Origin of the sequence: Pseudanabaena mucicola FACHB-723, from assembly GCF_014696385.1 — a bacterium.
Lineage (GTDB): Bacteria > Cyanobacteriota > Cyanobacteriia > Pseudanabaenales > Pseudanabaenaceae > Pseudanabaena.
In genome coordinates, this window is record NZ_JACJQB010000009.1 from 1 (window position 1) to 15897 (window position 15897).

The following is a 15897-nucleotide window of genomic DNA, read 5'->3' on the forward strand; positions in this document are numbered from 1 at the left end:
TGGACTGGAAAGCTACTTGTGATTTAACTCTTTCAGTTTTATTCCCTTCTGTCCTTTGGTTGAAACTTCTCAGGTATCTTCAAATTAGTGCCGATATTGCTGCTCGTCATGGCTTTGAAATTATTCTCAAACCCATTCCCACTTAACTCTTTTAGGAATGGTGCAAGATCTCAGTTAGCCCTGGAGCTTCTAAGTCAGCATCAATGACCAAAATGGTGATAGGTTTATTGATTTCTCTTGCACGCTCTAATATTGCGAATAAATATGCTGCCAAGTGTGTTGTTCTGCCTACACCTCCTTTAAAAGAATGAAAGGCAACCAGTGAAGGTGAATTTGTATATGGTTCTGGCAAAGGTAAGTTTTGAGATAAGCCTTTAGATTCATCAGAATCACCACCAATATAAGCTATCTCTTCCCAAAAAGGACGGATAGGTGCTGTACTATCTTGATTTAGTCCTTCTACCAAAAACTCTACTGGTAAAACTGATTCACCAAGATCTAACTGAATAAACTGGTTCTCACGTTGATACCATTCACTAAACCAGTCCTGTAATTTAGACTCCATTGTCAACTGGTTTTCGATACTAACCAAGCTAATTTCTACAGCATCTGAGAAACAGTTGATTGAATTAACACCCTCTGGAAGTTGCTTTCCATAAGAGGTTTTTTTACGGATAACCCTTCTAATATCAAGCCAAGTTAAGTATCTTAAAGCTCTCATGAACTTAATTCTCCTTTAATCCAAGTAGAAATTTTAAGCAAATGTTTTTCTAAATCTTCGTCAGTTAATTTGACTAAGCCACCATTCTGATTGCGTGTATTTTGAGCTTCTCCTCCATAACGCCACATTTGGTTGATTTCACCAGAAGTTAAATTTCTATTTTGTTGGGAGCCTTTCATGCTAATTGAACTAGGTAATTTCAAACTATGACCAGCTTTTAAGGCATCTAGAAGTTTGTTAATATTATGGCTAGCTTCAATAATTTGATAACAAACATCTGTACAATTTGCAGACTCCCTTTTCATCAAAGCAGTCTTTAAACCACATTAAATTGCATAAAACAGAAGTAGTCTATGTGCATTGGTTAATGGTTCTTGAGTAAGATTGTAGGCTTTTTCATAAGCTTGAAAGTTATTTCTCTAAGCTCTTTGCATTTCTCGGTCGGTGAAATGTACTGTCATAGATACTTTATTTCTATTTCATCACTATACATCATGGAAATCTTAGTTTTGTATGACGTATAGATTATTTTTTATAACAGCAATGCTCTGACCACATCACACCAAACATCCCTAATTCGGCTTTGTTGGGTTCACGACCAAGGCGCTCGCAAATCATTTGATATTCATCAAGAGTCAAGCCTTCAGATTTGATCTCGGCTGGTGAAAATTTGGAGTTGGGAATATTGGCGGTCATGGATAAAGACAAATTTTGAGCTTGTAGCTCTCATCTTATCGCAACGCTGCGATATTATTTGGCGTTATTCCATCTGGATTAGAGGATTTAATATTGACGAATCCAATCTGTAACAAGGCAATTAATCAGATTTGTAAGCTATTTTGATTGCTTGATTCTCTCAATCAGCCGATCGCAATCAATGGCAAAGAGTGACGGTCTATCGTCGGTGGGAAGAGTCATTGAGGTGATGAAGTCAACCTTCCATTGTTGGCTGTAGGTTTGTGGTAGGGGTACTAGTTGGTCTTGAGCAATTCTTTGTAGAGCAGGTTGGGAGTTACTGAGTATGCCAATTACACCTTTAGTTTGACTACTGGCTACGATTAAAGATGGCTTTGATGAGACGACTGCCTTATTCACGACTAGTTGTGGGATCTCAGTAGTGTTGACTTTGACCTGTCCAAACAATAGTTTTCCTAGATCTATGACTGTCACAGGCTGTCCTGACAAGGTAAGTTTCGGGATATGTTTGGTGAGTGGAATGGCGCGATAAATAGATTCGATGGGTAAAACAAACCAGCCCAAACGGAGGCGAAAGGCGACGTATTGTTGAGCAATATCAGGTCGAGATGCGGAAAGGCGTTGCGATCGCAAAGAGGATATGGCTGGCATAACTAATTAGGAAATAGTGGAATATCTGGATACGAGTTTAGATAAGGTTTGCAGCAGCTCATTGTCTTTGAAGGGTTTTGCAAAATAGGCAGACGCACCGAGGCGCATTGCTAAATCTCGATGTTTTGTGCCACTGCGAGAGGTGAGCATGACGACGGGAATATTTTTGCAATATTGATCATGGCGCGACTGGGCTAAGAATCCAAATCCATCGAGACGGGGCATTTCAATATCACAGATCACAGCACTGATTGGGGAACTAATTGGCAAAGTTGATAATTTCTGTAATTTTTCCATCGCCTCTAGTCCATCCTTTGCCTGTTCAACGCGATAGCCAGCTTTTTCTAGGGTCATTGCCAAAAATCGGCGGACGTTGATCGAGTCATCAACGACCATGATCGTTGTGCGTTGATCGGTTCTTGCGGATGGCAGGGTGAGGGGATGGCTAGGTTTGCGATCGCAATCATTAATTGCCCAAGCGATCAGGCTGTCAATATCTACAAGTGGTGCCAGCTTGCCACCACCCAAAATTGCACAGCCCATAAATCCTGTCGGCATAGGAATTGCACTCTGGACTCCGCGAATAGTGACTTCTTGCTCACCCCAATATCGATTGACTTGTAAAGCAAAGGGAGCATTGTTTTTTGCCACAATCAGGATTAATGGCTCGTCAACAATCGGTCGATTTTCAGTTTCATTCTGAAATTGAGGGCGCGAAAAATGGAGGCGATCGCTCAGCTTAATTAAGGGGACCGAATATCCCTGCCAGTCCAATACTTCCTGATTAGCAACCGTATAAATAGAAGTCTCTTTGACTAAAATAATTTCTTCGACGGCACTGGTGAGAATTGCCATTTGCAAGCCATTACTCTCCACTAAAAGTACCCTAGCAATTGAGAGAGACACAGGAACAGTTAGAGTAAAAGTTGTACCTTTACCCGCATCGGTGGCAACATTTACGCTGCCGCCAATAATCTGCAAATTAGAGCGGACTACATCCATACCCACACCTCGCCCTGAGAGATCGGTGACCCGATCGGCGGTACTAAACCCTGCTTCAAAAATGAGATCGAGTAACTCCGACTCTGCGGAATTAGCAAGATCACTCTCACTGATGCCCATCTGTAAAGCGCGATCGCGTAATTTCTGTAAATCAATCCCATTACCATCATCACTGACGGTAATAACGGTCTGATTGCCGCGATATCCTGCGAAGATTTCAATTTTGCCCTTGGCTGGTTTACCCTTGGCAATACGTTCTTCGGGAGATTCAATGCCATGATCAAAGGCGTTGCGAATTAGGTGCAAGAGTGGATCTTCTAAAAATTCTAAAACTGAGCGTTCTACTAGGGTAGAACTACCTCGCAAAATCAGTTCCACCTGCTTACCATGGGCTAATGATAAATCTCTGAGTAGACGCGGAAACCGACTAGTTACTTCACTAAGCATCCGCATTCTTGCCTGCTCGATCGCAGTTTGCATCTGGCGCGAGGCTCGACCTAGTTCCCTTTCATTTCCTTCCGTATCAGTTAAAGCAGTTTCCAGATCGCTTGAGACTTCCTGCAATTGCACAACGCTATCCATGATTTCCCGTGAGATGACATGCAACTCGCTATAGGAGTCCATTTCTAAGAGGTCAAAGAGACTGGTATAGGCAAGTAATGGCTCAGGATGATACGGGGGATTTGCAGCAATACCATTTTCACTAATTGCCGCATTGACGGTCATAAACGAAGCCGATGAAGTTGCCACCCGATCATAGGCTGAGCGCAGTTGTGCGTTAGATTGCTCCAGACCATGCATTCTTGTATTTAAAAGCTGAATCAGATCGCGCATCCGCTTGAGCTGTAAACGTAAGCCACTGCGTTCAGCATTCAACTCACCAAAGCGATCGCTGAGAGCTTCGAGTTGACGACTCGGAATACGGATGGTGGTTTCTAGATTTGTTTCTGAATGTTGAGGAATTTCCATTTCCCCAGTTCTAGTATTGACATCTGTAAATACTGTCAAGTCGAGCAGCGATTGATCCAGACTAATGACTTCATCTTCATGGATGAGACCGTACTCTATTCCTTCTTGGGGAATATCCTCAAGACTTGGAGAGGCAAGCGGAACAGTGGAGGCGATTGATGGGTTTTTCTGACTAAATTCGATGAGATGCTTGGGCAAAATCTCAAACTGACCAACCAATACTAGCGCTTGAGATTGTCGCCATGCGGCGAGGGCAGCAGTCGCCACCTCCCGCAAATTGCGATCGCGATCGGCAAGGGCATCACTAATCTCTTCACAGAGTTGACTAAATGCTGGTAATTCCAACATTTCCCCTAAACAGCCAAATTCTTGACTGGTAAGTTCAAATTCTTCGCGGAGTAACTGTGAGGTGGGGTCATCCAGAACGCCAGTTAATCGCTGTAAGCAAGCATCTACCTCAGTGGCAAACATGAGGACACGCATATCCTGTCCTGCCTCTTCCGAAAGCAGACTAGCTTCATCCTGTGCCGATAGTTCGCCGAGAACCTCTTGCAAATATTGAAAGGGAGGATGAATCTGTGCTGCTAACCACTCTGCATTAGGGATTTTTCGCTGTTTATGGATATTGGCAACCTTACCCATATTATCGATCGCAGTCAGAAATGAACTTTCAATTTCTGGGGTGATTTTAGTTTGCTTATTGGCCTGTAAGATTTTAAAAAAGTCTTCGAGACGGTGAGCAAGTTCACTTAAAGCCTCAAAACCCATCATCGCTGCGCCACCCTTCATGGAATGGGCAGCCCGTAAAATTTTGTCAATCGCCGATCGCGACAAATTGCGATCGCAAACGCCTAAGATCTCCGATTCAATATCAGCCAGAAAATCTCTAACTTCATCAAGGAATAATAATCGTACTGCCCATTCGCGATCGGTTAATGTATCGATTGCCATATCGACCTCTACTAAATTTTTAAATTATTTAGCAAGACTTTGACAAAGCCAAAGTCTTGTAAATTATGCCGCATCGACTTTAAAGGTTTCCACTGATGATTGCAGCTTACTGGCGACGTTGGCGGTTTCTTGAAGTGCGATCGCAACTTCTCGTGAAGTTGCGGACGACTTTTGCGATTGATTAGAGATAGTTTCCATAACCTGCTTCACAGATTGGGAAGTTTGTACCTGCGAAGTTGTAGCGCTCGAAATCCCCTGAAATAACTCATTTACCCTACGGGCTACTTCCACAATTTGACGCAAACTCTTCCGCGCATCTTCAACCTTGTTTGTACCTTCAACAACCTGTAAAGTGCTAGATTCCATCGATTCCACCACCTCACTAGTTTCTTGTTGAATGCTTTCCACAATCCGCGCAATTTCTTTAGTTGCCGTGGCTGACTGTGCTGCCAATGCCCCGACCTCTTCGGCAACCACCGCAAATCCACGACCCTCTTCCCCTGCCCGTGCCGCCTCAATACTGGCGTTTACAGCAAGCATGTTAGTTTTCAAAGCAATCTGGTCGATCAGGACAACCACCTTAGAAATTTGTTGGGAAGCTTCACCAAGTCGTTTGACCTTTTTCGTCGTTTCGGCAACAGCTTGGCGTAGTTGCAAAATACTCGCCGCCGACTGCTCAATTGCCAAGCTACCTGTTTCCGCCGTTTCCGCCGCCTTGTTAGAAGCATCCGCCGCCTGTCTCGCATTGCTGGCAACCTGCTGAATGGATTCCGTCATCTGTTCTACAGACTGCAAAGCTTCGTCTAGTTGTTTTGCTTGCAGGGTGGCATCTTCGGCAAGCTCACGGATTGATTCATTGTTCGTATTTACCGACGTGTTTACCTGTAAAGTGGCTTCCTTTACCTGTGTCACAACGTCCCGCAAACTTTCGACGATCGCATTAAAAAAGTCGGCAACAATGCCAATTTCACCCGCCGTAATTTGAGCGCGTACCGTCAAATCCCCTGAAACTGCGCCTTCAACATCGCTTAGCAAAGTCAGCAATTCGCGTTGCAAGGCTTCACTGCGTTCTCTTTCCTGTTGAGTGGCTAATTGTTGTAATTCTAAGGTGGCAATATTTTGCTGCGATTGATCACGTTCTTTGAGGTAGTTCCGAATCAACTTCAAGGCAACTAAATAGACGGCAATGAGAGCAGGCAAACTCAAGATCGTGAAGCCCAAAGAAATAAATAGCCGTTGACTGAAAGCTTGCAATTGCTCTTCCGTATCTTTAGCAATGGTCTCAAGGGTTTTTGCAGAGCCATCAGCATAAACTTTCTTGAGACGTTCGTACTCTGTGCCATTAAGAACTTGGGTAGCCTCATTGCGCTTGCCCTGACGCACTAGATCGAAGGATTTTTTCTCTAGTTCCACCAGTTTGTTGTTCGCATCATTTACCTCGGCGGAGGTGTTTTGATAGGCTTCAGGGGCAATTTTGGCTGATTCTTCAATTGCCTTGACTAGTTCAGGATCATACTGTTGATAGCGTTTCTCCCACTTGGGATCACCTGTCGCTGCGCCCATCCGTGCCGACATGGTTAATACTTCATCAAGATGGACAATCTTGCCAGCTAGCTGTTCTAGTCGGAAGTTCTGTTCTGAAATTGACTTGAATCCACGATAGATATCGAATAAGTTCCATGAAGATAGTCCAAACACAACTAAGCCAACGCCAACAAAGGAAGTTAACCCACGAATGAGCTTGGAGTCTTCAGCAGATTCGATCTTCTCAATATTAGGATTTACAACTGCTGATTCCTGTTGCAAGCTTGCGTCTGATTTGGCAACTTCAGTATTGTTCTTAGTTGTGATTACTTCGTCTTGAACTAGCATGGTTATCTACTCGTATTTACTAAGTGTATTTTGTGAGTGCTACTGATTATTTGATTATCTAAAGTCAAGCTTTGCGATCGCAGATGCGTCTAATATGTAAATCTTTTGGTCATCATCGACCCACCCACGGAGAAAAGGGATCATTTCAGGTGGCAAACTATCACTAGTCGGTGAGCGAATATCGGCATCAATAATTCTTTTAACTCGACCAATGCGATAGGTTCCCAATCCTAAGAACATATTGCCAGTTTGCAAAATCGCGATATGTGTATCCGATATCGCCGTATCAACGGGACTAAATCCCAATAATTGCGGTAAATCTAGTACCCAAAACACATTACTACGATGCTCAACTAGTCCAACCAAACAGGGATCAACATTGGGCATCTGCATAAATCTTTCCGCAGGTAACACCAAGGTTTCGCGGACAAACTTCAATTGCAACGCCACGGTCGTATGACGATCTAGCTGCAAGGTCAGATAGGGCAACCCTGCAATAACCTGTGTTTGTTCTTCCTGTAATTCGATCGTCAAGTCCAGCATCTCATCCTCCGAGATTTAGCGATCGCAGTGCTTGCAAGATATCCTCTTTGGTAAATGGCTTAGTGAGATATACATCGACACCCTGCTTCATCCCCCAAAGGCGATCAAGTTCTTGGTTCTTAGAAGTACAAGCAACGATTGGCACTTTTTTGGTAGCGATCTTTTTGATCGCTCGACACATCTCCAATCCACTCATGCCCGGCATAACTAAATCCGTAATCACCACATGGGGACTAATTTGCATGAATTTATCCAAGCCTTCTGTGCCATTCGTCGCACTGACCACGTTATATCCGCCCTGCCGTAAGTAATCGCAGATCAACTCACGCTCTGAATTTGTATCTTCGACAACTAATACTGTAACCAATATATTTCTCCTGCTTTAATGGTAAAAACTGGCAAAACCTATTTAAGCAACAGAACGGACTGCGCGTAAAATATCTTCGCGGGAAAATGGTTTGGTGATATATACATTAATTCCCTGCTTCATTCCCCACAGCTTGTCTAGCTCTTGGTTCTTGGATGTACAGGCGACAATAGGAACATCTTTGGTTTCAGCGTTTTTCTTCAAGCTGCGACAAAGTTCTAATCCACTCATCCCTGGCATTACCAAGTCAGTAATCACAACATCTGGCTTTTTAGTTTCAATTTTTTTGAGCGCTTCTTGTCCATTGTTAGCACTAATTACTGTGTAGCCACCCTCTGATAAATAGCTAACAATCAAATCCTGCTCAGAAGCAGTATCTTCAACCACAAGAACTGTTGTCATAAAATTGTGCTAATCCTATTTTTGATGTTGAGATGAATAAAAACTTTAGTGGTAAGGCTTTGTGTTTATTATCGAAACTGATTTCTTGAGCCAGATAATTCTTAATAAAATATGAAGAATTATTTCTAAAGATACCATAATTACATCACAAAGCCCTTGACAAGTTAGATCATAAATTACATCAGATGACGCATGATCATTTTTAAGAGATCAGCTCGATCAAAGGGTTTAGTCAAATAGTCAGTTGCCCCTGCAATTCTGGCTCTAGCCCGATCAATTAATCCCTTATTGCCTGTAACCATCACAATCGGAATCTCGCGGAGAAGAGAAGACTTGCGAATTAATGAGCAAAGTTGGTAACCGTCCACATTTGGCATTCCAATATCTAGCAAAATTAATTCAGGTCGGATCGAGGTAATTCGCATTAACGCTTTCATTGAGTCTTGAATTAATGTTAGCTCAAAGTCTTCGTTGCCCAAATAACTACTAATCATACTCAGCATCGATTCACTGTCATCAATACAAACAATCTTCCATGTTTTCGCTGCTTGATGTCTCACGATCTGCGACAGGTCAGAGATATCTGCACCAGTATTTGTTGTTTCGGTAAAGGTTTCCGATAGCTTTTCAATGTTTTCCAGTTCTTCTTCTGGAGCTAGATAGTAGGTGCGGGGTAACATGTCTAGAGGTGACATGGGATCTCTCAGTAAAATTGCTCCATCACTGATCAGGGGGCTAAGTTGTTTGGCGATCGCAAGTGGATCTTTACCTAATAACGCCCCAAGTTGGCAAAAGTTAAAACCGCGCAAAACCCTGCCTAATCTCTGCACAGTTTCGGGCGTCATGCGTTTTTCGGCGCTAGTTTGACTGACTAGATAGGGACATTGATAGGGCGAAGAAATCGTCGGTCCAAGCTCATACCAAGCTTTGAGTCTTTGGGGAACCACCTCTAAAATTCGATCAATTGATAATCCGCAATAAACCTCTTGAAGAGAATGTTTGCTATGGACAATTGTAAATTCTCCATCTGGCAAACAAAGAAATATTTCAATCACTTCTTGCATGATGCGAGCAATTAATTTATTTGCCATTGGCTTTGGCAGATGGTTCTCATTAACTAGCCAAATGACTGCTAGATATTCAACACAAATAAACTCATTGCTATGGTTAATGGTCTGTACATGCTCTGAAGAAGCATCATCAAACATCAGTCTTAACTGCGATCGCAGTTTGTCCGTTAAGGATGGTAATTCGCGACTCAGCCGCCGTAAATGCCTTTCTAATCTTTCAAATCCATCTAAGGAGTGTGTTGCATAAACCAACTTGCCACGCTCCACATAAAATGTCCACCGAATCCGATCGCGAACAATATGTGCAGAGCCATCTTGTAATGTGGCTAATCCTTGAAAAAACTCTGTAGCAGACTGTTTTTGAGATTTTTCTGTAGGGTCTACCGACATACTCTTAGTCGTACTGATCATGCCTATCCCAACCTTAAATTTGAGTTTCTTCCAAATAATCGCTAATGCCGATCTAGTAGATACTAATAAAAATATCTAATCTAGATATTTCTCCCCCAAAGCACTAAGAGTTTGTCTACTCTTAGTCACACATATTTATCTGGATATATTGATTGTTAATTTATCTATACTAATGAAATTAAAACATACCTACGTCAAATTTACAATTCACTTTTACAATTGACTGACAATCAAATTTCTATAACCCAACCATCAAAAAACTTCTATTCCATAACCATCAAATCTAGATTACGATAGCGTTTGAAAATCTCTAACACTTCCCTATATTGTTCTTGTGAAATGGTTAGTAACCTATGTCACTATTTTTATCAAAGCTTTTACCTGTTTTTATTTACCCTTTGGGGTTATCGGTTTTACTAGGGGCAATTTCCCTATTCATTCTATGGTGGCAACCGAAACGATCTCGAAGGATCAGTAATGTTGCAAAAGGCATCATTCTATTCAAAAAAACCCGTATTTCGGCTGTTTTATTGAGTATTGCTCTGGTACTTCTACTATTAAGTAGTAATGATATTTGTTCAAGATTATTAGTGCAGTCTCTAGAGCGTCAGTATGTTCCGAAAGGTGAATTACCTACAGCCGAAGCAATTGTAATTTTAGGAGGAGCGACACGCCCAAAAATTGCACCAAGACCTTGGTATGAAGTCAATGAAGCAGGGGATCGCCTTTTATATGGCGCATTGCTTTATAAACAGCAAAAAGCACCGTTGATTGTAGTTACGGGTGGTCGGGCAGAATGGCTCGGCGAGGGGGGCAATCCTGAATCTGAAGATATGGCAGCAATTCTTGAGTTAATGGGGGTTCCGCGTGAGGCAATCATCCAAGAGTCTCAATCCTTTAATACCCGTGACAATGCGGTGAATACGCGCCAAATTTTGCGCCAACGGAATATTAGTAAAGTATTACTGGTAACTTCGGCTTTGCATATGCCGCGATCTATGGAAATATTCCGCAAAATTGGTCTTGAGTCGATTGCTGCCCCGACCGACTTTTTGGCAGGACAAAGTGACAATAACAAGGGCTTTGCGATCATCTTAGATTTACTACCTAGTGTCGATGCCCTCAAAAATACGACCAATGCCATCAAAGAATATGTTGGTCTATTGGTGTATCAACTAGCAGGGTGGGCTTAGTTCTCCATCTAGCCTCTTGTGTACATCATGGCTCTCTGATTAAATAGGCGCTAGTAATATCAAAAAAGCAATATATATCTATGAGCAGGGGCAAAGGTAAGAAGAGCAGCAGCCTAAATACGATTTGGATCGTGTTGGCATTAGCTGCACTCGGCACTGGAATGGGCGCTGCGATCGCATCGAGATTGATTTATCGTTCATCCTCCCCTAGCTCAGTTGTCACGGAAGTTAATGGGGAAACAACTAATGCTGTTGTAGCTAGCACCACTAACGCCAACGGCTCACAAGCTTTTTGTCAATACAATGCACTGGAATCGGTAACTGCTTCTTTGTATCAGGTCAGAGCAATTAATGCGATCGCAAATGATCCATTACCAATACTTTCCAGCTTGAGCAGCAACATCAATGCCGATCTAATTGCTAGTCTTACCCCTGCCCAATTCCCAAAAATTAGCGATCGCGCCCGTGATGCCAAAATACCAGTCATCATGTATCACGATATCGTCGAAACCAAAGACGTTAGCTGGGACACCAGCGTTGCCGACTTAGAAAGACATTTCCAAATCCTGCAAGATGGTGGATATACACCGATTAGCATGGAGATGATGGTCAACCATTTACGGACAGGCTCACAGCTTCCCGACAAACCCGTATTACTGACCTTTGATGATAATTATGTAGGTCAGTATAAATATGCCTTTCCATTACTCAAACAATATAATTACCCCGCCGTTTGGTCAGTGCATACCCGCTTTGTCGGTACTGGTGGTCAAAAACCGAAAGCCACTTGGGATCAATTGCGCGAGATGCAGCAATCTGGTCTAATCACCATCGCCTCTCACACTGTGAATCACTTAAATGTCAAAGATCTCAGCGATGCGGTACTAGAAAAAGAAGTGACCGAATCCAAGCAAGTGCTAGAACGGGAACTGGGTATTGAAATCGATTACTTTACCTATCCTGAAGGGGACTTTACGGATGTAGCTAGAGAAAAACTCATCAAGGCTGGCTATAAAGCCGCTCTCAGCATGAGCCTTGATCCAACGCAAGAGCGCTCAGCCAATGAGTCGGAAGACTTGATGACAATTATGCGGTTTGGTCAATCACGCTTTGAAGAAGTAGTTGAAGTTGCATCGGCGGGAACTGCGGCAAATCAGAACCAATTTACGCTCCTGCCATCGGTCAGCAATGGGGCAATCGACTTCACCGCCCCTGTCAAAAAACGGACTGTCACCATTGATGGACTGCCGCTTACCTTGGTACAGGGTGGCAAAGTTGTGACTCACCATGCCGATACCCGCTATCAAGTTGAGCAAATATTAACCAAAACCCCCAATGCGATCGCCGCCGTTGACGGCACTTTTTTCTCCTTAGAACATCTTGATAGCAATAAGATGATTGGTCCAGTCATGAGCCAATTTTCCAATCAAGCGGGAGTTTTCATCAATGGTAACAAAGGCGAAAATCCATTGTTGAATAATCGACCTCTGGTGTTAATTAGCCCTACCAATGTGAAGTTTATTCCTTACAATGCTGCTAAACATAACTCCCTAGAGGCAATCCAAGCGGAACTCCCCGATGTCACCGATGCCTTTGTCGGCGCAGGTTGGCTCGTCCGTGATGGCAAACCCCAATCGGCGGAGTCCTTTGGCAAACTTTATGGGTTTGATGCCTCACGCGATCGGGCTTTCTGGGGCATTGATGCTTCGGGTAAACCTGTGATTGGTGTAACCATGGAAATGATTGATTCTGTTGGTTTGGGTAAAATTTTAGTTAAGGCGGGGTTACGCGATGTGGTGATGCTTGATTCTGGGGCAAGTGCTGCCCTCGCCTATCGTGGTAAATCTGTAATGGCATATGAGCCAAGACCTGTGCCACATATCGTTGCACTGTTGCCACCTGACCCTGCACCTGTGCAAACTGCTGAAAAGCCTAATTGTCCCGTCAGTTTAAATCCTTAAAACGAGATAAATTTAAAAGCGCCGCTTTGCGGCGCTTTTAAATTTAGATATTGTGAGCTATTTGGAGCAGTGCAATAACCTGTTGACTCGATATATGGGCAATAGGCAAGCTATCAACTCCCATCGCCACACAAAGTAATGCTAAATAAAGAATCGAATATTTGAAAACCGAACGGGCAACATTGCGATCGCTAGGTTCTTTTAGTAACTGAGTGGCTTTATAAATGAATGCACCACCGAGGCAAACTGCGGACACTGCATAGACCATGCCCATCACATTACAGGGATAAACCAGCAACAGCGATACGGGAACCATCAACAGCGTATATAGCAAAATCTGATTTGCCGTCACCTCGGCTCCCTTAACGACGGGCAACATTGGTACACCCACCTTGGCATATTCATCGCGAATCATTAATGCTAGCGCCCAAAAATGCGGCGGAGTCCAGACAAAAATAATCGCAAACAGTACCCATGCTGACCAACTGAGATCCCCCGTTACTGCCGCCCAGCCGACTAGGGGTGGGATTGCGCCTGCGGCTCCGCCAATCACAATATTTTGAGTGCTAGAACGCTTAAGCCAAATTGTGTACACCCCAACATAGGTGGCGATCCCTGACATGGCGAGACAGGCTGCCAAGAGATTGGCATAAACAGTCAGCATCGTGAAAGAAATCACCGCTAATGCGATCGCAAAAATGAGGGCATCGCGGGGTTGAATCCTTCCCGATGGCAGTGGTCGCCAACTGGTGCGCTCCATTTTGGCATCAATATCGCGATCGTACAGACAATTGATCGTATTTGCCGAAGCAGCGGCAATTGCCCCACCAAAAACCGTAATGAACATCAAGAAAGGATCAACCGCACCTTCCGACGCAATCCACATTGCACCTGCGGTGGTGATTAACAATAAAACGATAATGCGTGGCTTTGTAAGTTCTGTGTAATCTTGAATAACCTCGCGCCAGTTACGTTTAGCATTGAGCGCGGTGCTGGTTTCAGCAAAGTTGTCGGGGTTAGTGATTTCTGGAATTGCTGTTTGTTGCATTGCGCTTGACTCCTAAAATATTTCGCAGATGTGACGTTGATTTACGTTTAGCGAATCGCAGGTTGCGCTTGATTCTGTGTTTGAAGTTGGTCTTGATTGATGATTCTAAATGCTAAGACAGCAAAGCAAACGAGCGTGCCTAGTAATGCTGAACCTGTGGCTTGGTGAGCAATCGTTAATGGCTCAACTTGTAGATGTAATTTATAGGTGGCATAGCCGACCGCAACTTGAGCCAATACTAACAAACCCGCCAAGGTTGCCACATACCGCAGGATTGGGCTAATCGATTTGATAAGCCATGTAGTAACGACAACGGCAATGCTAGCGAGGGTTGCAGGAATCACACCGATTAAGTGAGCATTCAAAATGATGCACATATCTTTTGTCGCGAAGCATTGGTGTAGCGCCCATTGTGAGGCAACTAATGCACCGAGGATACTTTGTAAGTAGACTAAAAGTGCGGCGGCTGTGCCTAACCAAGCAAGTTTAGTAACAGATTTTGAGGAATTTGATTGTTCACCAGCAAATTTGCTGGTCAAGCTGAGGGCGGCGGCCGTGGCTAGTAAGCTCGAAAAGAATAACAACCCCGTTCCCAAGTGGGCTGTGACAATATCAAATCTTAGTAGTTGCGTGACGGTGAGTCCGCCTAAAATTCCTTGAAAAACTACCAATGATAGAGAGCCTGACGTTGCCCAAGGTGTCCACTTTGGCAAGGATTTGCGGAAATACCAACTTGCACCGCATAAAACAATTGTGGCGAAACCAACTGTGGAGGCAACTAGGCGGTGAAACCATTCTAAGAATACCTGTAGGTTCATCTGCTCGGCGGGTAAGACTGTCCCATAGCACAGGGGCCAGTCGGGGCAAGCTAAGCCCGCATTCATTACGCGAGTGGCACTACCAATTGCCATTACCATCCAAGTTGCGATCGCAATGCCAAAGGCAATGCGACGAATGAGGACAACTGGCTCTATAAAGCTTTTAGATTCACCTTTGGCAATGGCTACGGGTGGTTGTGTGGATTTGTAAGAAGATAAAGAGTCAGTCATGCAAGTTAAATAAGTTCATGATTTCTTCGTGAATCTTGATAAAACTCAACAGAAGTATGGACAATAGTTAGACCTTATATTAAGAGCAGTTCTGGGATTGGTAGGGGGATTTAACAATTTCTTCGCGTTAGGTATTTACACTGATCAAAAAAAGCCTTGCTTAGCGAGGCTTTTTTTGATCGGGTTGGTGATTTTATACCAATTTATGCAAGTGTGACAACACTTGCATAAATTAAAAAAACAAACCTAAGTAATGCTTTTCAAAACTAAAAATGGCGTAGCCATTTTTAGTTTTGAGATTACAGCGTTGAGCGATCGCGATTATCCAGACGCTCTTGAGTGCGATCTTGAATCCGATTCTTGATCCTCTCTCTCATGTTTTCTCTGAGATCACCTCGCATTCTACGATTGGGGCGATTTTTCATGATTTCATTAAGTTGCGATCGTTGTTGTGGCGTGAGAATATCTCGCATGGCTAACATCCGCTCAAAATGTTGCTGACGCAGCTCTTGTTGGAGTTTTAGAACTTGGTTATGCTTGACACGAATGGCATCACTGCTTGCTGTTCCCGCTAACAATTCCCTTAATTCTTGATTAGCTTGGCGAGATTGCTCGGCAAGTTCGCGGATGCTAGCTAAATCGCGATCGCGAATTGTCTTAAGCTTTTGTAATTGATCTGGGGTGAGATTTAATTGCTTTAAAAATCGACCAGATGGCATATCCACAACATCTCCCCGCTCCTGACGCGGCGAGGCTTGGGCTAATATTTCTGACTCTAAGTCTGAATCTATTGCCATTGGCGCATTTTTCACTAGAGGCTTTATTTGCGATTGCGCCTGTGACTGCGACTGGAAATTGGCATTAGTAGCCCAGATTGCGCCGCTAGTGGCAACGGCCGCCGTTGCGATCGCAATATATTGCCAGACTTTTGCTTTAAACATCATATTCCCTCACTTATTGACCTTTAAATTCGATATTTTCTTCTAAGCAG

General features: G+C 43.5%; 14 protein-coding genes and 1 pseudogene. 2 read left to right on the top strand and 13 right to left on the bottom strand.

Annotated features, from left to right (window positions below; genetic code table 11):
- Nucleotides 1-151 precede the first annotated feature (151 nt).
- The 10 genes and pseudogenes from H6F41_RS06670 to H6F41_RS06715 all read right to left on the bottom strand — a co-directional run bounded on the left by H6F41_RS06670 (nt 152) and on the right by H6F41_RS06715 (nt 9655).
- Nucleotides 152-721, bottom strand: a complete 570-nt coding sequence (locus H6F41_RS06670; RefSeq protein WP_190402698.1) for a ParA family protein — start codon at nt 719-721, stop codon at nt 152-154.
- On the bottom strand, nt 718-1026 hold the full coding sequence (locus H6F41_RS06675; protein WP_242022951.1) for a hypothetical protein: 309 nt from the start codon (nt 1024-1026) through the stop codon (nt 718-720). Before H6F41_RS06675 ends, H6F41_RS06670 begins: the two co-directional genes overlap by 4 nt.
- Before the next feature lie 226 nt (nt 1027-1252).
- Nucleotides 1253-1417, bottom strand: a pseudogene (locus H6F41_RS06680) (hypothetical protein); the annotation flags it as partial.
- A 138-nt stretch (nt 1418-1555) separates the two neighbouring features.
- Complete coding sequence (locus H6F41_RS06685) at nt 1556-2068, bottom strand: chemotaxis protein CheW (RefSeq protein ID WP_190402699.1); 513 nt, start codon at nt 2066-2068, stop codon at nt 1556-1558.
- A 6-nt stretch (nt 2069-2074) separates the two neighbouring features.
- Nucleotides 2075-4990, bottom strand: a complete 2916-nt coding sequence (locus H6F41_RS06690) for a hybrid sensor histidine kinase/response regulator (RefSeq protein ID WP_190402700.1) — start codon at nt 4988-4990, stop codon at nt 2075-2077.
- Between the two features lie 63 nt (nt 4991-5053).
- Nucleotides 5054-6862, bottom strand: coding sequence for a methyl-accepting chemotaxis protein (locus H6F41_RS18935; protein WP_242022952.1), 1809 nt, complete (start codon nt 6860-6862; stop codon nt 5054-5056).
- A gap of 54 nt (nt 6863-6916) precedes the next feature.
- A complete protein-coding gene (locus H6F41_RS06700; RefSeq protein ID WP_190402701.1) occupies nt 6917-7405 on the bottom strand; it encodes a chemotaxis protein CheW in 489 nt (162 codons plus the stop codon).
- Between the two features lies 1 nt (nt 7406).
- Nucleotides 7407-7772 (bottom strand): response regulator transcription factor, encoded by a 366-nt coding sequence (locus H6F41_RS06705; protein ID WP_190402702.1) that lies wholly within the window; start codon nt 7770-7772, stop codon nt 7407-7409.
- 42 nt (nt 7773-7814) lie between these two features.
- A complete protein-coding gene (locus H6F41_RS06710) occupies nt 7815-8174 on the bottom strand; it encodes a response regulator (protein ID WP_190402703.1) in 360 nt (119 codons plus the stop codon).
- A gap of 176 nt (nt 8175-8350) precedes the next feature.
- Nucleotides 8351-9655 (bottom strand): response regulator, encoded by a 1305-nt coding sequence (locus tag H6F41_RS06715; protein ID WP_190402704.1) that lies wholly within the window; start codon nt 9653-9655, stop codon nt 8351-8353.
- Between the two features lie 353 nt (nt 9656-10008).
- On the opposite strand from H6F41_RS06715, the gene H6F41_RS06720 reads away from it, so the two are divergent.
- Nucleotides 10009-10848: a YdcF family protein gene (locus tag H6F41_RS06720; RefSeq protein ID WP_190402705.1), complete on the top strand. Its 840-nt coding sequence runs from the start codon at nt 10009-10011 to the stop codon at nt 10846-10848.
- A gap of 80 nt (nt 10849-10928) precedes the next feature.
- Nucleotides 10929-12809, top strand: a complete 1881-nt coding sequence (locus H6F41_RS06725) for a polysaccharide deacetylase family protein (protein ID WP_190402706.1) — start codon at nt 10929-10931, stop codon at nt 12807-12809.
- A gap of 43 nt (nt 12810-12852) precedes the next feature.
- Here H6F41_RS06725 and H6F41_RS06730 read toward each other — a convergent pair whose 3' ends face one another.
- The 3 genes from H6F41_RS06730 to H6F41_RS06740 form a co-directional block, all read right to left on the bottom strand.
- A complete protein-coding gene (locus H6F41_RS06730) occupies nt 12853-13857 on the bottom strand; it encodes a heme o synthase (protein ID WP_190402707.1) in 1005 nt (334 codons plus the stop codon).
- A gap of 47 nt (nt 13858-13904) precedes the next feature.
- The gene (locus H6F41_RS06735; protein ID WP_190402708.1) at nt 13905-14906 is read right to left on the bottom strand and encodes a COX15/CtaA family protein; all 1002 of its coding nucleotides are present in this window, start codon (nt 14904-14906) and stop codon (nt 13905-13907) included.
- A gap of 299 nt (nt 14907-15205) precedes the next feature.
- Nucleotides 15206-15850, bottom strand: coding sequence for a Spy/CpxP family protein refolding chaperone (locus tag H6F41_RS06740; protein WP_190402709.1), 645 nt, complete (start codon nt 15848-15850; stop codon nt 15206-15208).
- Between the last annotated feature and the right edge of the window lie 47 nt (nt 15851-15897).

Coding starts and splice junctions, on each gene's coding strand:
- H6F41_RS06675 (WP_242022951.1), bottom strand. CDS start 1,026: ATGAAAAGGGAGTCTGCAAATTGTACAGATGTTTGTTATCAAATTATT.
- H6F41_RS06690 (WP_190402700.1), bottom strand. CDS start 4,990: ATGGCAATCGATACATTAACCGATCGCGAATGGGCAGTACGATTATTA.
- H6F41_RS06725 (WP_190402706.1), top strand. CDS start 10,929: ATGAGCAGGGGCAAAGGTAAGAAGAGCAGCAGCCTAAATACGATTTGG.
- H6F41_RS06730 (WP_190402707.1), bottom strand. CDS start 13,857: ATGCAACAAACAGCAATTCCAGAAATCACTAACCCCGACAACTTTGCT.
- H6F41_RS06720 (WP_190402705.1), top strand. CDS start 10,009: ATGTCACTATTTTTATCAAAGCTTTTACCTGTTTTTATTTACCCTTTG.
- H6F41_RS06715 (WP_190402704.1), bottom strand. CDS start 9,655: ATGATCAGTACGACTAAGAGTATGTCGGTAGACCCTACAGAAAAATCT.
- H6F41_RS18935 (WP_242022952.1), bottom strand. CDS start 6,862: ATGCTAGTTCAAGACGAAGTAATCACAACTAAGAACAATACTGAAGTT.
- H6F41_RS06735 (WP_190402708.1), bottom strand. CDS start 14,906: ATGACTGACTCTTTATCTTCTTACAAATCCACACAACCACCCGTAGCC.
- H6F41_RS06700 (WP_190402701.1), bottom strand. CDS start 7,405: ATGCTGGACTTGACGATCGAATTACAGGAAGAACAAACACAGGTTATT.
- H6F41_RS06710 (WP_190402703.1), bottom strand. CDS start 8,174: ATGACAACAGTTCTTGTGGTTGAAGATACTGCTTCTGAGCAGGATTTG.
- H6F41_RS06740 (WP_190402709.1), bottom strand. CDS start 15,850: ATGATGTTTAAAGCAAAAGTCTGGCAATATATTGCGATCGCAACGGCG.
- H6F41_RS06670 (WP_190402698.1), bottom strand. CDS start 721: ATGAGAGCTTTAAGATACTTAACTTGGCTTGATATTAGAAGGGTTATC.
- H6F41_RS06685 (WP_190402699.1), bottom strand. CDS start 2,068: ATGCCAGCCATATCCTCTTTGCGATCGCAACGCCTTTCCGCATCTCGA.